Source organism: Nitrogeniibacter aestuarii, from assembly GCF_017309585.1.
Classification (GTDB): Bacteria; Pseudomonadota; Gammaproteobacteria; order Burkholderiales; family Rhodocyclaceae; genus Nitrogeniibacter; species Nitrogeniibacter aestuarii.
In genome coordinates this window covers 871,197-892,708 of sequence record NZ_CP071321.1, presented here as the reverse complement: position 1 = coordinate 892,708, position 21,512 = coordinate 871,197, and the positions used below count along the sequence as shown (strand labels likewise).

14 protein-coding genes are annotated in these 21,512 nt (G+C 59.6%); 4 read left to right on the top strand and 10 right to left on the bottom strand.

Features of this window, described 5'->3' with window-relative positions; translation table 11 throughout:
- Nucleotides 1–56: 56 nt before the first annotated feature.
- Nucleotides 57–488 carry a cupin domain-containing protein gene (locus J0W34_RS04170; protein ID WP_230970800.1) on the bottom strand — a complete coding sequence of 144 codons (432 nt, stop codon included), beginning with the start codon at nt 486–488 and terminating at the stop codon, nt 57–59.
- Nucleotides 489–961: 473 nt separating this feature from the next.
- On the opposite strand from J0W34_RS04170, the gene J0W34_RS04165 reads away from it, so the two are divergent.
- On the top strand, nt 962–2,047 hold the full coding sequence (locus J0W34_RS04165) for a hypothetical protein (protein WP_230970799.1): 1,086 nt from the start codon (nt 962–964) through the stop codon (nt 2,045–2,047).
- A 510-nt stretch (nt 2,048–2,557) separates the two neighbouring features.
- Nucleotides 2,558–3,226, top strand: a complete 669-nt coding sequence (locus J0W34_RS04160; RefSeq protein WP_230970798.1) for a hypothetical protein — start codon at nt 2,558–2,560, stop codon at nt 3,224–3,226.
- A gap of 438 nt (nt 3,227–3,664) precedes the next feature.
- Here the strand turns inward: J0W34_RS04160 and glmS are convergent, their stop codons facing one another.
- Both glmS and glmU read right to left on the bottom strand, forming a co-directional pair.
- Complete coding sequence (gene glmS, locus J0W34_RS04155) at nt 3,665–5,494, bottom strand: glutamine--fructose-6-phosphate transaminase (isomerizing) (RefSeq protein ID WP_230970797.1); 1,830 nt, start codon at nt 5,492–5,494, stop codon at nt 3,665–3,667.
- 36 nt (nt 5,495–5,530) lie between these two features.
- Nucleotides 5,531–6,892 carry a bifunctional UDP-N-acetylglucosamine diphosphorylase/glucosamine-1-phosphate N-acetyltransferase GlmU gene (gene glmU / locus J0W34_RS04150; protein ID WP_230970796.1) on the bottom strand — a complete coding sequence of 454 codons (1,362 nt, stop codon included), beginning with the start codon at nt 6,890–6,892 and terminating at the stop codon, nt 5,531–5,533.
- A gap of 209 nt (nt 6,893–7,101) precedes the next feature.
- Between glmU and J0W34_RS04145 the strand changes: the two genes are divergently transcribed.
- Nucleotides 7,102–8,514: a bifunctional enoyl-CoA hydratase/phosphate acetyltransferase gene (locus tag J0W34_RS04145; protein ID WP_227815767.1), complete on the top strand. Its 1,413-nt coding sequence runs from the start codon at nt 7,102–7,104 to the stop codon at nt 8,512–8,514.
- Entirely contained in the window at nt 8,511–9,704 is a 1,194-nt protein-coding gene (locus tag J0W34_RS04140; protein ID WP_230970795.1) for an acetate/propionate family kinase, read from the top strand. Before J0W34_RS04145 ends, J0W34_RS04140 begins: the two co-directional genes overlap by 4 nt.
- A 61-nt stretch (nt 9,705–9,765) precedes the next feature.
- Here J0W34_RS04140 and J0W34_RS04135 read toward each other — a convergent pair whose 3' ends face one another.
- From J0W34_RS04135 to J0W34_RS04105, 7 genes are all read right to left on the bottom strand, one after another.
- Complete coding sequence (locus J0W34_RS04135) at nt 9,766–11,232, bottom strand: glutamate synthase subunit beta (protein ID WP_230970794.1); 1,467 nt, start codon at nt 11,230–11,232, stop codon at nt 9,766–9,768.
- A gap of 1 nt (nt 11,233) precedes the next feature.
- Entirely contained in the window at nt 11,234–15,871 is a 4,638-nt protein-coding gene (locus J0W34_RS04130; protein ID WP_230970793.1) for a glutamate synthase-related protein, read from the bottom strand.
- Nucleotides 15,872–16,089: 218 nt separating this feature from the next.
- Nucleotides 16,090–17,214: a deoxyguanosinetriphosphate triphosphohydrolase gene (locus J0W34_RS04125; protein WP_230970792.1), complete on the bottom strand. Its 1,125-nt coding sequence runs from the start codon at nt 17,212–17,214 to the stop codon at nt 16,090–16,092.
- A complete protein-coding gene (gene aroB / locus J0W34_RS04120; RefSeq protein WP_227815763.1) occupies nt 17,211–18,296 on the bottom strand; it encodes a 3-dehydroquinate synthase in 1,086 nt (361 codons plus the stop codon). Before aroB ends, J0W34_RS04125 begins: the two co-directional genes overlap by 4 nt.
- On the bottom strand, nt 18,284–18,850 hold the full coding sequence (locus tag J0W34_RS04115; protein ID WP_227815762.1) for a shikimate kinase: 567 nt from the start codon (nt 18,848–18,850) through the stop codon (nt 18,284–18,286). The genes aroB and J0W34_RS04115 overlap by 13 nt, the downstream gene beginning before the upstream one ends.
- A gap of 4 nt (nt 18,851–18,854) precedes the next feature.
- Nucleotides 18,855–20,996 (bottom strand): type IV pilus secretin PilQ, encoded by a 2,142-nt coding sequence (gene pilQ, locus J0W34_RS04110; RefSeq protein WP_407941132.1) that lies wholly within the window; start codon nt 20,994–20,996, stop codon nt 18,855–18,857.
- The gene (locus J0W34_RS04105) at nt 20,993–21,511 is read right to left on the bottom strand and encodes a pilus assembly protein PilP (protein ID WP_227815761.1); all 519 of its coding nucleotides are present in this window, start codon (nt 21,509–21,511) and stop codon (nt 20,993–20,995) included. Before J0W34_RS04105 ends, pilQ begins: the two co-directional genes overlap by 4 nt.
- Nucleotide 21,512: the final 1 nt, after the last annotated feature.

Below are 21,512 nucleotides of genomic sequence, written 5' to 3'. Positions count from 1 at the left end.
CTATCGGCTCGAACTGAAGGAAAGCCGGGCGCCGCATCAGAGCGCCCGGCGTGGTGTCACGCCGCTTCGAGTTCGATCAGCGTATTGAACGTGATCAACCCGAGCACCTCCGAATTCTCATCGAACAGCTCGTAAAGCAGTTCGCCACTTCCGGGGCGAATGCTGAAATGCACGATCGTGTCGATATCGCCCCCGCCTTCACGATGCGGGACTTCGCTCGCAGGCGAACATGTGTAGCTGCCCGTTTGGCGCCTTTCCCGCAGTGTGCCGTCAGGCTCATATATGCGGTGTTCGCCTTGAACCACGAAGGTATGGTTCAAGGCGTGATGGCGGTGAAGAACGATCTGCTCCTTTGCTGGCAGCTTGAACAGTACGTCGGCAATCCGGTTCTCCTTGTCGATATTCAGAATCGAATAAAAGAACGCCGGGCTTGTATCGCCAAACCGAACCCAATTAACAGCGGAATCGTCGAACCTGAAGTCCATCATGTGTGCCTCCTTTGAAGGGTGACCTCCTTTAATGAACTTTCATTGGACTCGCTAAAGAAGCACCGCTGTGAGAGTGAAACTCCTGAGCTGGTACAGGAGTCCTTCCCGCAAGGTCACATGATTCGGGTAACGAGGATGCGCACGCCGCCACCGAGCACGGTGATGTGAAGGGTGTTGACTAAGGTTTTTAGCGAAGCGGAACCGTGAGGATCGCTGCTAGTCAAGACTGGAATTCGGCCAATGCTGTCGGCCCATATCGACGATATGAGCGACCGCAGTGGAACGTACTGCTGCCGCTCCATCGGGCATGTGGGCTATGCTCACTTTAGATCCACCCCTTCGACATATGTCAGAAATTGAGAGTTGTTACGCAATAACCGTTTTACAGCCACAAGCCTCCGTAGCGGGTTAACCTCGTGTCTCGCCGGGGTCAGTGGAAACTTGGTGCACTTGGAGTGCAATGAGTCGGATAAATGGCCGATAAATACGTTCTAGAGCAGCGCATCCTCGGACCGCGCTTGACATTGGAAATCACCGAGAAGCGCTATAGCGAACTAGCGCATGCGCGGGAGGTCTTGACGGACGCGTCGGCCTTCGAGCAGCGTTACGAATTGCTGCTCGGTAACTTCATCTCGATGGAGCTCGCCTTTACAGAGATTTGCCTGCGTGTAAAGGTTGAGCCGCAGTTTCGGTACCCAGAGATGGCTGAGACCATTCGGCAGGCGAATCGCCACATCGTAAACATCCTCACAGCCATGCGAGGCTATGCTGACCAAGTGCGGCAGGACTTCAAGTGCCTTGACCCACATCGTTGGTTCAGTTCGATTGCCAAAACGGAACTCGCCAAAGTATTCGAACGCAGTCCAGACTACCGATTTATGTGTGAATTACGGAATCACGTCCAGCACAAAGCGACTGCCATCCACGGCTTCGAGGGCGCGAATGCCGCAAGTGTGGACCCCAACGGTTGGGTCGAAATGATCAAGTTCTATGCGAGCAAGGCTTCCCTGAACGAGGACCGGGACTTCAAGACCCGAATCCTTGATGAACAGCCCGAGAAGATTGATGTTCGCCGGCGCGCGCGATTAAGTGTGCAAGAGTTGGGAGTAGCGCACTTGGCGTTACGTGACGCCGTCGCGGAGCCCGTCGCGCGAGCACGATCGGTCTTTGAATCGGCCATCCGTGACTACAAGAAGCACGGAGCGGAGTCGGTCATCGGACTTTGCGCACGACGTTCGGGTGATGCTGACGCCGACGTGCCGGTACTACTGGACTGGGACGACGTCCGACTCCAACTGGTCGAAAAGAACGACCGCCCGCCGCAGCTTTGGCCGCGCCACACGCATCGCGAACCAAAGACTGAGCAGATAGTTGCGCTACGGGAAAAGGCTCAACATTCGCCAGCTCAGGCAGCATCAGTGGTGTTCGTTCCGAAAGAGCGCTGGGAAGAATATGAAAGGGGGCTCCCTATGCCGGAGGGCCTGTTTATCCTCTACCAGTTGCAGGTAGGACTTCATCCTACACATCGCCTCCAGCAATTAGACTCCGCTGATGGCTAGAGGCGCCCTAGGGCCAGGAGCGGCCTGTCGGCCTTTTGCGCCACCCGGCGGTTCCGAACCCGAAGCAGGTATTCGTCAGTAGGGCGCAATAACCAACGGGCATTGCGCCGGATGTTGCACCGAGGCACTATGGATACCCATTCGGTGCAATGCCCTTCGGTTATTGCACCTTACGCGAGCTTGATTCGCTCGCTAGGCTGACGAGCTTTGAGGCAGACTATGAATGTTGCCACTAAACATAACCAAGCCGTCCAGCCGACGCTCGTACATCAGCGCAGCTGATGGATGGCGTTAGACTTCAGACCTTACCCTCAGCCGATCAACATGCGAACTCTCGCTGGACGTAACTGGTACTACGACTTTCGGGAAATCGATGCTACGTTTTCTGAGGCGTCATGTCGGAAGGTGGCGGCCAGACTTCTCGAACGTTACTCAAAGCTCACGAAGGCATGGAGTCCGGAACTAAATTCCGAGTGGACTTGCCGCCTTTTTATGGCCGCGAAGCTCGTAATGTCATCGACATTGCATGTCAACGCCGCGCATTTCGCAGAGGATCGCAATTTGCGAGTTGTCGTGCCGTATTTGCGTTACTACTCTGCGCTCTCTCTTTTGCGTGCTGTCTGCTACACCCTTCCTGACCATGAATGGAAGGAAGGTCAGTTGATCCAAATTCCCCATGGCAAGGCAATCGATGGAGCACTAGAGCACTTGCGCCGTTTCGACAAAGCGGTTGCTGATTCCGCCGAAAAGGAAATACGCGAATTGAAGGCGGAACGCGAACTGATTTCGTATCGTGCTCCGACATCAGGTGACGACCAAGTGTCTGAGAAGAATCAATTTCTTTCGCTCTGCATGCTTCTGGCAGAAGTCGCTCAATTCAATTCTGAGCTATTTGAATCCTCACTCCTCAAACACGCGGACCGCACTCACTTTCGCATTCTTCCCGAGTACGCAGTACGGATCGCCTGTGTCGAAATTGACGGGCACTACTTCGGAGATAGAGAAGATGCCTACCGTCTTGAATACCTCAAGCGCAGACAATCGCACCCTGTCAACATGCAGCACTTCATGAAGGCAGGTCACGTCGAAGATTTCTTTGGCGCATGGGTTGCGGATGAGGAAGCCGAAGAATTCTTCAACCCAGACGAAATGCAGCACATCATCTTTGACATTCCATGAGGTCTAACTCAAATGCTCAACGTCCGCTTCGAGGCGGTGGCGGTCTTCAGTCGACGCATTACTTTAGAGCGATTCGGGTCGGGAGTTCGCGTTCGTTAACCGAAACAAGTCGTTCGCGGATGCTCTGGGCTGAAAGGCAGGTAACTATCGTATCGCGGCCCGATTGGTCGTGATGCCCGGACGGCTGCTACGGCCGAAACTCTGCCGCTCACCTGCAGATCACGACGATACCGACGCCAAAACCTAGCCGTATCTCTGCTGACAATTAAAGTCGAAAACTCGACAAAACCTCTTAGAGACCTAAGACTCTGAAAAAAAAGAAAAAGCGCTCGACGGCTGTTGCCGCGAGCGCATTTTGATTGGTATGTGGTTTTCGACTTTATTTACGAGTTTTCGACTTTAATTGTCAGGAACAAAAAGCGTCGCAACCAAGCGCCCTCATTCCACCGTCACCGATTTGGCGAGGTTCCTGGGCTTATCAACGTCCGTGCCCTTCACCAGTGCAGCGTGATACGACAGCAGTTGCAGCGGAATCACGTGCAGCACGGGCGACAGCATGCCGTAGTGCTCCGGCATGTGAAGAATATGGACACCGTCGGACTCGGGGATTTCGCTGCCTGCGTCGGCGAAGACATACAACTCACCGCCACGCGCGCGCACTTCTTGCAGGTTGCTCTTGAGCTTCTCGATGAGCTCATCTGCCGGGGCGACGGCAATGACCGGCATGTCGCGGTCGACCAGGGCGAGCGGGCCGTGCTTGAGTTCGCCTGCGGCGTAGGACTCTGCGTGAATGTACGAAATTTCCTTGAGCTTGAGCGCGCCTTCCATGGCAATCGGCCAGTGGCGGCCACGGCCGAGGAAGAGTGCGTGCTGCTTGCTGGCGAAGCGCTGTGCCCACTGTTCGATTTCGGATTCGAGTTCCAGCACCTTGGCCACGGCCACGGGCAGGTGGCGCATGGCGGTGAGGTATCTGGATTCGTCTTCTTCGGTCAGTCGCCCATTGACCTTGGCCATGGACAGCGTCAGCAGCGCCAGCGCGGCGAGCTGCGTGGTGAAGGCTTTGGTGGAGGCCACACCGATCTCGGGGCCTGCGCGGGTGATGAAGCGCAACGCGGTTTCGCGCACGATGGCCGACTCGGGCACATTGCAGATCGCCAGCGTTTTTTTCATGCCGAGCGACTTGGCGTGCTTGAGGGCGGCCAGGGTGTCGGCGGTTTCGCCTGACTGGGAGATGACCACCACCAGGGTGTCGGGGTCGGGCACCGAGGTGCGATAGCGATACTCGCTGGCAATCTCGACCGAGCAGGGAATGCCGGCGATGGATTCGAGCCAGTAGCGAGCCACCAGCCCCGCGTGGAAGCTGGTGCCACAGGCAATGATGAGGACCCGCCGTGTGGCGCCGAGCACCTCGCCTGCCTGTGCGCCGAACACTTGCGGCGACACGACGTTGCCGCCGGCGATCATTTCGAGCGTGTTGGCCAGCGCCTGGGGCTGCTCGAAGATCTCTTTCTGCATGTAGTGGCGGTACTGGCCCAGTTCGATGGCGTCGGCCGACAGCGAGGAGACCGTGATGCCACGCTCGACGGGCGTGCCGTCGGAGAGGCAGATCCGGTAGCCGTCCAGCTTGAGTTCGGCCACGTCGCCATCTTCCAGATAGATGACCTTGCGGGTCACCTGGAGCAGTGCCGAGGTATCAGAGGCAGCATACATACCCTCTTCGCCCACGCCGAGCAGCAGCGGCGAGCCCTTGCGGGCCACGATGGCACGGGTGGAGTCGTTTTCGCAGACGACACCGATGGCGTAGGCGCCTTCGAGTTCGTTGGCGGCCAGCCGGACGGCCTCGAACAGATCGAGGCCTTCGTTGAGCTTGTCCTTGACCAGATGGGCGATGGTCTCGGTGTCGGTCTCGGAGGTGAACTTGAAGCCCTTGGCGGTGAGGCGCTCGCGAATCTCTTCGTAGTTTTCGATGATGCCGTTATGCACCACGGCAAGACCATCGGAGATGTGCGGGTGGGCGTTGCGTTCGGAGGGCTCACCGTGGGTGGCCCAGCGCGTGTGGGCGATACCGATGTTGGCGGCGAGGCTGCGCTCGTCGGCCATGGCGGCCAGGTCAGCCACACGTCCGGCGGCACGCAGGCGCACCAGATCGTTGTTGTACAGCACGGCCAGGCCGGCCGAATCGTAGCCCCGATATTCGAGCTTGCGCAGCCCTTCAAGCAGGACGGGGACCACGTTTTGAGTGGAAATGGCGGTTACGATGCCACACATGTTGCTCTCCAGAGGCGGCCCGCGCCGCCAGCAGTCTTACTTGGGTTGCTTGACCGGGCGCTTCCAGCCGGTAATCGTCAATTGCTTGGCCCGCGACACGGTCAGTTCGCCCGCCGGGGCGTCCTTGGTCAGCGTGGTGCCGGCACCGAGCGTGGCGCCTTTGCCGACACGCACCGGGGCCACCAGCTGGGTGTCGGAGCCGATGAAGACGTCGTCTTCGATGATCGTACGGAATTTGTTGGCGCCGTCGTAGTTGCAGGTGATGGTGCCTGCCCCGACATTGACGCGCTCGCCGATGTCGGCGTCGCCCACGTAGGCCAGGTGATTGGCTTTCGAACCGTTGGCGATGGTGCTGTTCTTGACCTCGACAAAGTTGCCCAAATGCACTTCGTTGCCCAGACGCGTGCCCGGCCGGGTGCGCGCATAGGGGCCGATCACGCAGCCCTCGCCCATGACGGTATCTTCCACATGAGAGAAAGGTGCAATTCGGGTGCCGCTGGCGATGTTCGCGTTGCGAATGACGCAGTTGGCGCCGATCTGGACACCATCGCCCAGGGCCACCTGCCCTTCGAAGACACAGTTGACGTCGATCTGGACGTCACGCCCGCATTCGAGCGTGCCGCGAATGTCGATACGTGCGGGGTCGATCAGAGTGACGCCGGCCTCGAGCAGTTGATCGGCCAGCATGCGCTGATGCATGCGTTCGAGCTCGGCCAGTTGCGCCTTGTTGTTCACGCCCAGGGTTTCGGCGACGTGATCGGGCTGCTCCGCGACCACAGAGACGCCATCCGCCACCGCCATGCCGATGATGTCGGTGAGGTAGTACTCCTCCTGCGCGTTGTCGTTCTTGAGGCGCCCCAGCCATTCGCGCAGGCGAAGCACCGGCGCGACCAGAATGCCCGTATTGACCTCGGTGATGGCGCGTTCGGCGTCGGAGGCGTCCTTGTGCTCGACAATGCGCTGCACCTTGCCGGCGCCATCGCGCACGATGCGACCGTATCCGGTCGGGTCGTCGAGTTCAACGGTCAGCAAGGCCATGGCGTCTTCACGGGCGGCTGACACCAGGCGCCGCAGCGTGGCTTCGCCGATGAGCGGGACGTCGCCGTACAGCACGAGCGCGAGATGACCGTCGTCCAGATGCGGCACGGCCTGTTGCACCGCATGCCCGGTGCCCAGCTGAGGCGATTGCAATGCCCAGGCCAGATCGGGCGCATCCAGGGCCTCGCGCACCGTTTCACCGCCATGCCCATACACGACGCAGATCTTTTCGCTGCCAAGGGCGCGTGCCGTGTCGAGCACATGGGCCAGCATGGGTTTGCCAGCGAGGGGCTGCAGTACCTTGGGCAGGACCGAGCGCATGCGCTTTCCCTGTCCGGCAGCGAGAACGACGACTTGCATAAAACGTCCATTCAGTGAGGATTGCCGGCGGATTCTAGCATGCAGGTTCGCCTGCAACTGTGACCTGCGCCCTCATTGCCATTAGCATGGTTGATCGAGCGAGCAATACAGTTATGCTGCAATGCACTATTCTTTGATTAACGTCTAAGGAATGGAAACAAACAGTCGTTAGACTGCTTTTGTTGCAACGCAAATACAGGAGCCGAGCCATGCACCGGGCCGTCCATCAATATATCGAGAACCGCACCTACGACGAGATCGCCATCGGCGACCATGCCCAGCTTGTGCGCACCCTGAAACCCAACGATATCCACCTGTTTGCCGCGGTGTCGGGGGATGTGAATCCAACCCACGTGGATCCGGAGTTTGCTCGTTCGGGGCAGTTCCGCGAGGTGGTGGGCCACAGCATGTGGGGCAGCACCCTGTTCTCCACAATTCTGGGGACCGAGTTCCCGGGGCCGGGCACCGTCTATGTCTCCCAGTCGCTCAAGTACTGGCGGCCGGTGAGCATTGGCGACACGCTCAATGTGGTCGTCACCTGCCGCGAGAAGTTCGATCACAACAACCACATCATCTTCGAATGTCTGGCGACCAACCAGGACGGCCTCAAGGTGATCGATGGCTGCGCCGAAGTGCTGGCCCCGACCGAGAAGATCAAGCGCCCGCGCGTGAATCTGCCCGAGGTCACCATCTCCGACAAGGAGTTGCGCTACCAGCACCTGGTGTCGCTCACCGACGGACTTGAGCCGATTCCCATCGCGGTTGCCCACCCATGCGACAAGGAGTCGCTGGGCGGGCCGCTCCAGGCGATGGAAGAAGGACTCGTCATTCCGGTGCTGGTGGGCCCCGAGGCGAAAATCCGGGCGGTCGCGGAAGAAGAAGGCTACAGCCTGGATGGCGTGCGGATCGTGGATGTGCCGCACAGCCATGCCGCTGCCGAAAAAGCCGTCGCAATGGCGCGCAACGGCGAAGTCGAGGCGCTGATGAAGGGCTCTCTTCATACCGACGAGCTCATGAGCGCCGTGGTGAGCAAGGCCACCGGCCTGCGCACCGAGCGACGCATCAGCCATGTGTTCATCGCCGAAGTGCCCACTTACTCCCATCCGCTGCTCATTACCGATGCTGCCATCAACATCGAGCCCTCTCTCGAAGACAAGGTGGACATCATCCAGAATGCGATCGAACTGGCCCAGACCATGGGCTTGACCGAACCGAAGGTCGCCATCCTGTCTGCGGTTGAAACCGTCACCTCGAAACTGCGATCCACCATCGAAGCGGCCGCCCTGTGCAAGATGGCTGATCGGGGGCAGATCAAGGGGGGCGTGCTGGACGGCCCGCTGGCTTTCGACAACGCCATTTCCATCGTCGCGGCCAAGACCAAGGGCATCAACTCCCCGGTCGCAGGGAACGCGGACATTCTCGTGGTGCCGGATCTCGAATCGGGCAACATGGTTGCCAAACAGCTCGAATACCTCGCCGATGCCGTCCTTGCCGGTGTCGTGCTGGGCGCGCGCGTGCCCATCGTACTGACCAGCCGTGCGGATACGTCCGAAACGCGCGCCGCCTCGTGCGCGATTGCCCAGCTCATGGCCCACCAACGCCGCAAGCAGATTCGCCTATGAACACCCTGCTCACCCTCAATGCAGGCTCGTCGAGCCTGAAGTTTGCCCTGTTCGAGATCGATGGCATGCTGGCGGAAACACCAGCCCTGTCGGGCCAGATCGAGGGCATCGGCATCAACGCCATGCTCCATGCGAAAGCGGCGGACGGCTCGCGCTACGCCGAGCCCGTGCAAGGGCCCGACGACGCCTCCATCGAGGCCCATCACGAGCACGCGCTCGATGCATTGCTTGGATGGTTACGCAGCCACAATGCCAACATGCAGATCGTGGCCGCGGGCCACCGCATCGTCCACGGCGGGCCGGCATTCAGTGCCCCCATGCGTCTGGACGCCGACGTGCTTCAGGTGCTTTCGGGTTTCATTCCGCTGGCGCCACTGCATCAACCCCATAACCTCAGAGCCGTGCATGCCATTGCCCGGCTGATGCCCGAGCTGCCCCAAGTCGGCTGCTTCGACACCGCGTTCCACCGCACCCAGGCGGACGTTGCCCAGGCCTTTGCACTACCCCGCGCCCTCAGTGCCGAGGGCATTCGTCGTTACGGCTTTCATGGCCTGTCCTACGAGTTCATCAGCCGCCAGCTTGACGATGTACTCGGGGCGGAAAACGCTCACGGCGCCGTCATCGTCGCGCATCTGGGCAACGGGGCGAGCATGTGTGCGCTGCGTGACAAGAAGAGCGTCGCTTCAACGATGGGTTTCACCGCCGTTGATGGGCTGATGATGGGGACCCGCCCGGGCAATATCGACCCCGGCGTGCTGCTGTATCTCATGGACCAGAAGCGTATGGATGCCAAGGCCCTGACCAACCTGCTCTACAAGGAGTGTGGCCTGCTCGGTGTCTCCGGCATCAGCTCTGACATGCGCGTTCTGCTCGACGCCGACGCCCCCGAAGCGCAAGAGGCGATTGAGCTGTTCTGCTATCGAATCAGCCGGGAACTAGGCTCGCTGGCAGCGGCTGCCGGTGGCGCCGATGCCATCGTGTTCACGGGCGGGATTGGCGAGCACGCCGCCGCGGTGCGCGAGCGCGTCATCGCCCAGGCGGCCTGGCTGGGGGCGAAGCTCGACGGCACCGCCAACCTGGGCCACGCAACCCGGATCGAGGCGGGCGACAGCTCGGTGGCCATTGCAGTCATCCCGACCAACGAAGAACGCATGATTGCCCAGCACACCTACGATCTCGTGCTGGCATGAAACGGCTCGTGGACAACAAAAAAGGCGGCCGAGGCCGCCTTTTTTGTTGCTGAACGCGGGCTTAGCGCGGCAGCTCGGTCTGCCCCATCAGGGCCAGATCGATCTCGCGAGCAGCCTGGCGGCCTTCGCGAATCGCCCAGACGACCAGGGACTGACCACGGCGCACGTCACCTGCGGCATAGACCTTGTCGACGTTGGTGGCGTAGCACCCTTCGCCATCCGTGGTCGCCTTGGCATTGCCGCGTGGATCCTTCTCCACACCGAATGCCTCGAGCAGGGAAGCGACCGGCTGGGTAAAGCCCATGGCGAACAGCACCAGATCTGCCTTGAAGGTTTCTTCCGAGCCCGGCACTTCAACCATCTTGCCGTCTTTCCACTCCAGACGAACGGTGGTCAGGCCGGTCACCTTGCCGTTTTCGCCCAGGAACTCCTTGGTGGCGATGGCAAACTCGCGACGGGTCTCACCTTCCTTGTGAGAGGACGAAGTGCGCAGTTTGATCGGCCAGTACGGCCAGGTCAGCGCCTTGTTCTCTTCTTCGGGCGGCTGGGGCATCAGCTCGAACTGGGTCACGGACGCTGCGCCGTGACGATAGCTCGTGCCCACACAATCAGAGCCGGTGTCGCCACCGCCAATCACGATCACGTGCTTGTCCTTGGCAGAAATCGGATTCGGGCCGTCACCGGCCACCGTCTTGTTCTGCGGAATCAGGAATTCGAGCGCGAAATGCACGCCGTCGAGCTCGCGACCGGTCACGGGCAGATCACGCGGGGTCTCGGAGCCAGCCGCCAGCAGCACGGCGTCGAACTCGGCCTTGAGTTCATCAGCCGTGACCAGCTTCTTGCCGTCGTCGGTCACGCCCGTCATGCTCGGATTGGCGCCGACACACACTTCGGTGCGGAACTCGACGCCCTCGGCCTTCATCTGGTCCAGACGACGGTCGATCACCGTCTTGTCGAGCTTGAAGTCAGGAATGCCGTAGCGCAGCAGACCACCGACGCGGGTGTTCTTCTCGAACACAACCACGTCGTGCCCGGCGCGTGCTAGTTGCTGAGCAGCCGCGAGGCCTGCCGGGCCGGACCCCACAACAGCCACTTTCTTGCCCGTCTTGGCCGAAGCCGGCTGCGGCTTCACCCAGCCGTTTTCCCACGCCTTGTCGATGATGGCGCGCTCGATGGACTTGATGCCCACCGCGTCGGCATTGATGTTGAGCGTACAGGCCGCTTCACAAGGCGCCGGGCAGATACGACCGGTGAACTCCGGGAAGTTGTTGGTCGAGTGCAGCACCACAATGGCCTGCTCCCACTTGCCATTGAAGACCAGATCGTTCCAGTCCGGAATGATGTTGTTGACCGGGCAACCGTTGTTGCAGAAGGGGATGCCGCAGTCCATGCAGCGCGCCCCCTGAACGGCGGCCTCGTCATCCGGCAAGCGGTCGACGAACTCGCGATAGTCCTTGATACGCTGCTCGACGGGCTCGATGGCCTCGGCCAGGCGGTCGTACTCGAGAAATCCGGTGGGCTTACCCATCTTATGCAGCCTCCAGTTGCTTCTGTTTCTGCGCAGCCATCTCGGCCAGTGCGCGACGATATTCGTGCGGGAAGACCTTCACGAACCTGGCGCGATAGGTCTCCCAGTCAGCCAGGATGGACTTGGCGCGCTCGCTGCCGGTGTATTCGGCGTGGCGCTCGATGAGCCCCTTGAGGACGACTTCGTCGATCTGGCCTTGATGACGGGTCTCCGGCTTGGAGTCGTCATCGGCTTCGGCCTTGACCGGCTCGAGTGCGACCTGAGCCAGGTTGCAACGAGCTGCGAAGTCACCCGCCTCGTCCAGCACATAAGCGATACCGCCGGACATACCAGCCGCAAAGTTGCGCCCGGTCTCACCCAGCACAACCACCGTGCCGCCGGTCATGTATTCACAGCCGTGGTCACCCACACCTTCGACAACCGCAGTACCGCCGGAGTTACGAACACAGAAACGCTCGCCACCCACGCCGGAGAAGAAGGCCTCGCCCTCGATCGCACCGTACATCACGGTGTTGCCGATGATGATGTTGTCGGCAGCGTCGCCACGGAAGGCACCGTCCGGGCGCACGATGATGCGACCGCCCGAGATGCCCTTGCCGACGTAGTCGTTACCTTCGCCAACCAGTTCAAGCGTCACGCCACGGGCAAGGAAAGCACCGAAACTCTGACCGGCCGTACCGGACAGTTTGACGTGGATGGTGTCATCCGGGAGGCCGGCATGACCGTAGCGCTTGGCCACTTCGCCCGACAGGATGGTGCCGACCGTACGATTGACGTTGCGCACCGGCAGGTCGATCGAGACTTTCTCACCCTTCTCGAGCGCAGGAGCAGCCAGCTTGACCAGCTCCTGGTCAAACGCCTTGTCGATACCGTGATCCTGGATCTCGGTGTGCAGACGCGGCACGGAAGCCGGCACGTCAGGGCGATAGAAGATGCGGCTGTAGTCGAGCCCCTTTGCCTTCCAGTGGTCGATGCCCTTCTTCATGTCGAGCAGGTCGGAACGACCGATGAGTTCGTCGAACCTGCGGATACCCATCTGGGCCATCAGCTCGCGCACCTCTTCGGCGATGAAGAAGAAGAAATTCACCACGTGTTCAGGCTGGCCGGAGAAGCGACGGCGCAGCTCCGGATCCTGCGTGGCCACGCCCACCGGGCAGGTGTTGAGGTGGCACTTGCGCATCATGATGCAGCCTTCGACAACCAGCGGCGCAGTGGCGAAACCGAACTCATCCGCACCCAGCAGGGCGCCGATGACCACGTCACGACCGGTCTTCATCTGGCCGTCCACCTGAACGCGGATACGCGAACGCAGGCGGTTGAGCACCAGGGTCTGCTGGGTTTCGGCCAGGCCAAGCTCCCACGGAGAACCGGCGTGCTTGATCGACGAGAGCGGAGATGCGCCCGTGCCGCCGTCATGGCCGGCGATCACCAGGTGATCGGCCTTGGCCTTGGACACACCCGCGGCCACGGTACCCACACCGATCTCGGACACGAGCTTCACGCTCACATCCGCCTTGCTGTTGGCGTTCTTCAGATCGTGAATCAGCTGCGCCAGATCCTCGATCGAGTAGATGTCGTGGTGCGGCGGAGGCGAAATCAGGCCGACACCCGGCACGGAGTGACGCAGGAAACCGATGTACTCGGACACCTTGTGACCCGGCAGCTGACCGCCCTCGCCCGGCTTGGCCCCCTGAGCCATCTTGATCTGGATCTGGTCGGCGTTGACGAGGTATTCCGTGGTCACACCGAAACGACCGGAGGCCACCTGCTTGATCGCCGAGCGCAGGCTGTCACCCGCGTTCAGTTCGAGATCACGCTCGATGCGGCTGGCACCGATGAGTTCGGAGAGCTTGGTCGGCTTGGCCACGGGCATGAAGCGCTTCGGATCCTCGCCGCCTTCACCGGTGTTCGACTTACCGCCAATCCGGTTCATGGCGATCGCCAGCGTGGTGTGTGCCTCGGTGGAGATCGAACCCAGTGACATGGCACCGGTGGCAAAACGCTTGACGATTTCCTTGGCCGGTTCAACCTCATCAAGGCTGATCGGCGCGCCGGCAGGCAGGATCTCGAACAGACCACGCAGCGTCATGTGACGCTTGGTCTGGTCGTTGATCAGGCGTGCGTATTCCTTGTAAGTCTCGTACTTGTTGGAACGCGTGGAATGCTGCAACTTGGCGATGGCATCCGGCGTCCACATGTGCTCTTCGCCACGGATACGGAACGCGTAATCGCCACCGGCGTCGAGCATCTCGGCCAGCACCGGGTCTTCACCAAAGGCCTTCTGGTGCAGACGCAGGGTCTCTTCCATCACCTCGAACACGCCAACGCCCTCAACCTGAGACGTCGTGCCGGTGAAGTACTTGTCAACGAAGGACTGCTTCAGGCCCACGGCTTCGAAGATCTGAGCGCCGGTGTAGGACATGTAGGTGGAAATGCCCATCTTGGACATGATCTTGCGCAGGCCCTTACCCACGGCCTTAACGAAATTCTTGACTGCCTTTTCGCCTGCCTCGGGCGTGCCGGCCAGCTCGCGCAGGGTTTCCAGCGTGAGGTAGGGATGAACAGCCTCGGCGCCATAACCGGCGAGCACGGCGAAGTGATGGTTCTCGCGAGCGGTGCCGGTTTCAACGATCAGGCCGGTGCGCGTGCGCAGGCCCTTGGTCACGAGATGCTGGTGGATCGCAGAGGTGGCCAACAACGCGGGAATCGCGACGTTGTCCTTGTTCACGTTGCGATCGGAAACGATCAGGATGTTGTAACCCTGCAGGACTGCATCTTCGGCTTCCGCGGCGAGAGACGCCAGGCGGGCCTCGACGCCCTCCTTGCCCCAGGCCACCGGATAGCAGATGCTCAGTTCCGCAGAACGGAACTTGTTGCCGGTATAGCGGGAGATGTCGCGAATACGCGCCATGTCGGCGAAGGTCAGCACGGGCTGCGCGACCTCGAGACGATACGGCGGGTTGATCTCGTTGATCTCGAGCAGGTTGGGCTTGGGCCCGATGAAGGACACCAGCGACATAACCAGTTCTTCACGGATCGGGTCGATCGGCGGGTTGGTCACCTGGGCAAACAGCTGACGGAAGTAGTTGAAGAGCGGCTTTTCCTTGCTGGAGAGCACAGCCATGGGCGAATCGTTACCCATGGAACCGGTGCCTTCCTCGCCCTTGTCCATCATCGGCTCAAGGATGAACTTGATATCTTCCTGCGTGAAGCCGAACGCCTGCTGGCGGTCGAGCAGGCTGACCTGACTCTTCGGGGTATCCAGAGACTCCGGCTTTTCCAGGTTGTCGAGCTTGATATTGATGCGCTCGTTCCACTCGCGGTAGGGCTTGGCCGTGGCGAGGGACTCCTTGAGCTCTTCGTCGTTGATGATGCGGCCCTGGTCCATATCGATCAGGAACATCTTGCCCGGCTGCAGACGCCACTTCTTGACGATCTTGCTGTCAGGAATCGGCAACACGCCGGATTCGGAGGCCATCACGACGAGATCATCGTCGGTCACGAGGTAACGAGCCGGACGCAGGCCGTTCCGATCCAGGGTGGCGCCGATCTGGCGGCCATCCGTAAAGGCCACGGCCGCCGGACCGTCCCACGGCTCCATCATCGCAGCATGGTATTCGTAGAACGCACGACGCTGCGGCGCCATCTGGGCGTGAGACTCCCACGCCTCCGGGATCATCATCATCACGGCGTGGGCCATGGAATAGCCCGCCATCACCAGCAGTTCAAGAGCGTTATCGAAAGCAGCGGAATCGGACTGGTTCGGGTAGATCAGCGGCCACAGCTTGTGAAGGTCGTCACCGAGCAGCGGGGAAGAGACGCCCTTTTCGCGGGCGCGCATCCAGTTGTAGTTGCCACGCAGGGTGTTGATCTCGCCGTTGTGGGCGATCATGCGGAACGGGTGCGAAAGGTTCCACTTCGGGAAAGTGTTGGTCGAAAAACGCTGATGCACCAACGCCAACGCCGACACAGCGCGGGGGTCAGTCAGGTCGGTGTAGTACTCGCCCACCTGGTTTGCCAGCAGCAGGCCCTTGTACACGATGGTACGGGCCGACATGGAGACCATGTAGAACTCTTTGGCGTGCTCTAGATCCAGCGCCTGGATAGCGTTGGCCGCGCGACGACGGATGACGTACAGCTTGCGTTCGAGCGCGTCCGTGACCATCACGTCCGGACCACGACCCACGAAAATCTGGCGAATCACCGGCTCCGTCTTCTTGACGGCGGGCGACATGGGCATGTCGCGGTTCAGCGGCACATCGCGCCAGCCAAGTACGACCTGCCCTTCGGCGCGCACGGCGCGCTCGATCTCTTCCTCACAGGCCAGGCGCGATGCGCTCTCTTTGGGCAGGAAGGCCATACCGACGCCGTAGCTCCCGGGAGACGGCAGGCTCACGCCCTGCTGGGCCATCTCATCGCGGTACAGCGCATCAGGTATCTGCAACAGCAGGCCCGCACCATCACCCTGCAGGGGATCAGCACCGACGGCGCCACGATGATCGATATTTTTCAGGATTTCGAGACCCTGAGTAATGATTTCGTGTCGTTTCTCGCCTTTGATGTGGGCGACAAAACCGACGCCACAGGCGTCATGCTCGTTGGCGGGGTCGTACAAACCCTGCTTGTGGGGAAGACTCATAGCTTTTCCTCGACACTGCGTCGCCTTTCGCTCAGCCACGGGCTTGAGACGTCCGGCAACACGGACACGAAAGACGTCAAAAAAGCCGGACGCAAACGCGCCGGCTCTCCACGGCCCCCGGAAAGAGGCCGTTATGAACTATTGGGCGGACTCTCGAATATACCTTTCGAGCGACTCTCGTTCAAGCCCTTTTTGCAGTGCGCAATGAACGCAAGGGCTTAATAAATCTCGCCAATTGCGAACAACCGTCGATGTTCGCGCATGGCGTAGCGGTCGGTCATTCCGGCAATGTAGTCAGCAATTGCCCTTGGCGTATCGTCTTCGGCGCGCAGCTGATATTGCGGCGGAAGAAGACGCGGGTCGGCCATGAAAGCGCCAAACAGGTCGGCGATTATGCGTTTGGCCTTATCGGTCATACGTAGCACCTGGTAGTGGTGGTACAGGTTTTCACGCAGAAAGCTCTTGAGTTCTTTGAGCTTGGGCAGCAGCGGTGCGGAGTAGGCAACAAGCCGAGGTGCCCTGTGGACGTCATCCAGTGTTTCAACCTGATGTTCGTGGATATTGGCATTGGTCTGAGCGATCAGATCAAGCGCCATCAGGTTGATCATGCGGCGGATGGTCTCGTGAATCAGACGCCTGCCGGCAAGGTCGGGGTAGGTCGTTTCCACCTCACGTCGCTGCACTGCAAACACGTCAACGGACTCAAGCTGATCGAGGGTAATCAGGCCGGAACGCAAACCATCGTCGACATCGTGGTTGTTATAGGCAATCTCATCGGCCAGGTTGGCCAGCTGAGCCTCCAGGCATGGCTGTTCGCCCTTGAGGAAGCGCTCACCAAGCTCTCCCAGCTGCTGAGCATTCGCGCGCGAACAGTGCTTGAGAATACCCTCACGGGTCTCATACATCAGATTCAGGCCGTCGAACTGAGCGTAGTGCTCCTCGAGCAGCTCAACCGTTCGGAGAGACTGGAGGTTGTGTTCAAAACCGCCATAAGGTCGCATGCAGTCGTTCAGCGCCGTCTGGCCGGCATGCCCAAAGGGGGTGTGCCCGAGGTCATGCGCCAGCGCAATGGCTTCAGCCAGATCCTCGTTGAGCCGCAGTGCACGCGCGAGCGAGCGTGTGATCTGCGCGACTTCGATGCTGTGGGTCAGGCGAGTACGGAACAGGTCGCCTTCGTGATTCACGAAAACCTGAGTTTTGTACTCCAGACGGCGAAACGCGGTCGAGTGAACGATACGATCCCGGTCGCGCTGAAACTCGCTACGCGCACTGGGCGATGCTTCGCGGTGCTTGCGCCCCCGCGAACGGGCCTCATCAACTGCGTATTCAGCAACGCCACTCATCGCAGACAACACTGCTCGATCGCCGCGGCAATCTCGCTCACGGGCACATCGGCGAATATCTCTGCGTCACCGATCGCTCGCATGAGAATCAGCCGTAGCCTTCCCGCCTCAACCTTCTTGTCATGCGACATGAGTTCAAGGTAGCGATCCGCCCCAAGCCCAGCCCCCACGACCGGCAAGCCGGCACGCTCGATAAGGGCAATTGCCCGGGAGCATTGATCTGCGGGCAGATAGCCCAGACGCTCGGAAAGCCGGGCCGCCATCACCATGCCGGCGCCCACCGCTTCACCATGGAGCCATTGACCATAGCCGACGCCCGCTTCGATTGCATGCCCGAAAGTATGCCCAAGATTTAGCAGAGCACGCACGCCCCGCTCGGTCTCATCTTCAGCGACGATACGGGCCTTGTTGACGCAGGAACGCTCGATTGCCTCCGACAGCAAGTCGGTATCGCGGGCCAGAAGACCGCTCATGTTCGACTCGAGCCACTCGAAGAAGGCCTCATCGCGAATGAGACCGTATTTCACCACCTCGGCCATACCGGCTTTCAGCTCGCGGTCTGGCAAGGTAGCAAGTGTATCGGTATCAGCCAGCACCAGTTTGGGCTGATGGAAGGCACCAATCATGTTCTTGCCAAGCGGATGATTGACCGCCGTCTTGCCGCCTACGCTGGAATCGACCTGAGCAAGCAAGGTCGTCGGAATCTGCACAAAATCGACGCCGCGCTGGTAAGTCGCTGCCGCAAAACCGGCCATGTCCCCGATGACGCCCCCACCCAGCGCAACTATGGAAGTACTCCGGTCGCAATGGGATGAGAGCAAACCATCGAAAACCCGGTTCAAGGTCTCAAGCGTCTTGTGCTGCTCCCCGTCTGGCAGAATGATCGAAGTATACGCAATACCCGCCTCATCAAGCGCAGCTTCCAGCCGACGCAGATAGAGCGGCCCGACAACATCGTTTGTGACGATGGCAACCTTCGGCGTGCGCAAGCGCTCCGCGATCAGGTCACCACGGTCCAGCAATCCACGACCAATCAGGATGGGGTAACTACGTTCACCAAGGGCGACATTCAGTTTGCGCATTGCTCTTGCAGTGCCTTCTCGATTTTCCGAAGCATTGATTTTGCACTGCCTCGCCCACCACTCACAACCAAATGAGCCACCTCCCGGTACAGTGGGTCCCGCTCACGGTAAAGAGACTCGATCTTTGCCCGAGGATTCTCAACCTGGAGTAGAGGTCGATTCTTGTCATGCCGCGTCCGTTCAAACAGGGTCTGCGGTGGCACATCTAGGTAGACGACGCGACAGCGGGATTTGAGAATCTCCCGATTCTCCGGTCGAAGAACCACCCCACCGCCAGTCGCCAGAACGACACCTGTGTCGTTCGACAGCTCGTCGATGACCATGGTCTCGCGTTTTCTGAATCCGTCTTCGCCTTCGACGTCGAAGATCACCGGTATGGACACACCGGTGCGATCGACAATCTCGTGATCGCTGTCAACGAAGCGACGGCCGAGACGCTTTGCCAACTCGCGTCCGACCGTCGTTTTGCCCGCCCCCATCATGCCAACGAGCACGATGCAGGGCAGGGATGCAGCAATAACAGCGCCAGCCGGACCTACATCAGCTGACACCATGTTTTCAACGCAGCGACAGCGCCTGGGTCACAACTCGCGGCGTGATGAAGATCAAGAGTTCACTACGCTCAGACACGTTCTGGGTGTTTCGGAACAACGCACCAAGGACGGGAATCTCGCCAAGCACAGGGACTCGATCCACCTGGTTACGCTCGGTTTCCTCATACACGCCACCGATCACGACGGTACCTCCGTTTTCAACAAGCACTTCAGTTTTCACGTGCTTGGTGTCGATGGCGACACCCCCCGGAACCACCTGGCCCGGCTGATCCTTGTTCACATCCACGAACAACTGGATGCGACCGTCAGGCGTGATGTTCGGTCGAACCTTGAGTGAAAGCACTGCTTTCCGGAACTGCACGGATGTTGCACCGGAGCTGGTCGCACTCTGGTATGGAATTTCGGTACCCTGCTCCATAATTGCTTCAACCTGATTGGCCGTCAGTACGCGCGGGCTCGAGATGACGCGGCCGCGCTCATCCACCTCAAGCGCTGACAATTCCAGGTTAAGGAATCGCGTCATGGCGCTGTTGAACAGCGTAAAGCCAATCTGAGCGGGCGTTCCGGTTGATGGAGACGCAGGCATATTAAGCATCAACGTATCGCCCAGGAACGTTGAACTCGCCGTCTGGCCTGTGTGGAAGCCGGTATCAACGACCGAGCCGCTAACAGCGAGACGCGACCCACCAATGAACCCGAGCGACTTTCCAGCGGTATCAGCACCTAGCCTCACCCCAAGATCACGTGCAAAGCCTTTGCTCGCTTCGACAATACGTGCTTCGATCAACACTTGACGCGGCGGCACATCGATTTCGGTAATCAAGCGACGCAGATCCTCCAGCCGGTTTGACACGTCGGTCACGAACACCTTGTTGCTTCGCTCATCAACGATCACGCTACCGCGCTTGGACAGAACCGTCTGGTCCTTGTCTTTCAGGAAATCGTAGATCGCCTTGGCTTCGTGATAATTGATCTGAAAGCTTTCCGTCTTGAGCGGCTCAAGATCGCCGATCTGCTGCTTTGACTCCAACTCAAGCTTCTCGCGGGCAGCGATCTCGTCTCTTGGTGCAATCCAGATCACGTTACCGTGCTTGCGTTTGTCCAGCCCTTTGGACTGAAGAATGATGTCAAGCGCCTGATCCCAAGGGACATCTTTCAAACGCAGCGTGAGGCTACCTTGAACGCTCTCGCTCGTGATGATGTTGAAGTTGGTAAAGTCGGCGATCACCTGCAACACGGAACGGACATCGATGTTCTGGAAGTTCAGGGAGAGTTTCTCGCCCTGATACTTGTCGCCGCCGCCTTGAATCAGTTTCTTCGGGTCTTCAAGAACCCGTTTCACTTCGAGCACGAACTGGTTGTCGCTCTGGTAAGCATTGTGCTCCCACAACCCGTTCGGTTTGACAACCAGGCGTGCGTTTGCACCTTGCTGCTGCGCCGTCATCTGCGTCACTGGCGTCGCGAAATCGGTGACGTCGGATTTCTTGCGCAGACTTGCAGGCAGATTGGTCCCGAGGAAATCAACAATGAGAGAACCTCCTTGCTGACGGATATCGATGCCAGTGTCGGGATTGCTCAGTTCAACAATGATGCGACCCTCGCCATCGGCACCACGGCGGAAATTGACATCGCGGATCGCCTTGCCACCTTCGTCAGAAGATGCCGAGGTACTGGCAAAACTCGCGAACGGGCGGTCCGCAGGCGTCATTTCCGAAGGATCGCGACGCACAGGCGTCAGTGCGATCGTTACGTAATTGCCATCGACCTTGGTGTCGTAAGGCGCCATGCGCAGCATATTGAGCACGACTCGGGTACGGTCGCCCACCTGGACGATGTTGGCACTACGCAGGTCGCCTTCTTCAATCTCCTGAACGTTGCGACCGGTTGCATTTGCGGTTGCCGGAAAATCAAAAGCAATCCTGGCCGGATTGGCGACACTGAAGCTGGCCGGCGGCTGAGCCAATGGTTGCTCGAGCGTCAGTCGGACGAAGATATCGCTGCCCTGTCGCGACACATCAAGTGCCTTGATCTGGTTTCCCGCGCTCTGAACCTCCTGAGCGCCGGCTGTTTGATCTTGAGCGAATGCAGGCGCCAGCGCGAGAAGAGTCGCTGCGAAAACCGTCAAGAACCTATTCATCAACTTCATTGCGTTGTCTCCTGCGGACCCTGCAAGTACAGCGGGGTTGTTCTTTCAACCCAATCGCCGTTCAGATCTTCTACCAACTCTTTCAAGGTGACTTCTGTTTCTGAAATCTTGGTCACGACACCAAAATTCTGGCCCATGTAATTACCTGTCTTGATTTGATACACACTGCCGTCAGCATCGATCAGCGCGTGGCCAACGCCATTTTTCGTCATTGACCCAACCATTTTCAGCGATTCAAGCGGGAAAGCTTCGAGCGGCTCCCGCTGACGATTGACGTCCGGCCGTACACCACTGGAGGCGATCGGAATCGCGGCAGCAACGAATTTCGACGGATCGAAGGGTGAACTCAAAGCAAAGCCTTCGTAGTCCACCGACGGGAATGGCTCCATCTCGGGCAGCGGCTTGACCTGCCCCCGCATGCCCGCGGTTTCCTTTTCCATCCAGGCCTTCAGATCTTCCTGCTCACCACTGCACCCGAGCAATAGAAAGGGCACGAGGAATAATATTTTCTTCATT

Bases quoted from the DNA above. Each gene is read 5' to 3' on its own strand.
- J0W34_RS04170 (WP_230970800.1), bottom strand. From the start codon at position 488: ATGATGGACTTCAGGTTCGACGATTCCGCTGTTAATTGGGTTCGGTTT.
- J0W34_RS04165 (WP_230970799.1), top strand. From the start codon at position 962: ATGGCCGATAAATACGTTCTAGAGCAGCGCATCCTCGGACCGCGCTTG.
- J0W34_RS04160 (WP_230970798.1), top strand. From the start codon at position 2,558: ATGTCATCGACATTGCATGTCAACGCCGCGCATTTCGCAGAGGATCGC.
- glmS (WP_230970797.1), bottom strand. From the start codon at position 5,494: ATGTGTGGCATCGTAACCGCCATTTCCACTCAAAACGTGGTCCCCGTC.
- glmU (WP_230970796.1), bottom strand. From the start codon at position 6,892: ATGCAAGTCGTCGTTCTCGCTGCCGGACAGGGAAAGCGCATGCGCTCG.
- J0W34_RS04145 (WP_227815767.1), top strand. From the start codon at position 7,102: ATGCACCGGGCCGTCCATCAATATATCGAGAACCGCACCTACGACGAG.
- J0W34_RS04140 (WP_230970795.1), top strand. From the start codon at position 8,511: ATGAACACCCTGCTCACCCTCAATGCAGGCTCGTCGAGCCTGAAGTTT.
- J0W34_RS04135 (WP_230970794.1), bottom strand. From the start codon at position 11,232: ATGGGTAAGCCCACCGGATTTCTCGAGTACGACCGCCTGGCCGAGGCC.
- J0W34_RS04130 (WP_230970793.1), bottom strand. From the start codon at position 15,871: ATGAGTCTTCCCCACAAGCAGGGTTTGTACGACCCCGCCAACGAGCAT.
- J0W34_RS04125 (WP_230970792.1), bottom strand. From the start codon at position 17,214: ATGAGTGGCGTTGCTGAATACGCAGTTGATGAGGCCCGTTCGCGGGGG.
- aroB (WP_227815763.1), bottom strand. From the start codon at position 18,296: ATGCGCAAACTGAATGTCGCCCTTGGTGAACGTAGTTACCCCATCCTG.
- J0W34_RS04115 (WP_227815762.1), bottom strand. From the start codon at position 18,850: ATGGTGTCAGCTGATGTAGGTCCGGCTGGCGCTGTTATTGCTGCATCC.
- pilQ (WP_407941132.1), bottom strand. From the start codon at position 20,996: ATGAAGTTGATGAATAGGTTCTTGACGGTTTTCGCAGCGACTCTTCTC.
- J0W34_RS04105 (WP_227815761.1), bottom strand. From the start codon at position 21,511: ATGAAGAAAATATTATTCCTCGTGCCCTTTCTATTGCTCGGGTGCAGT.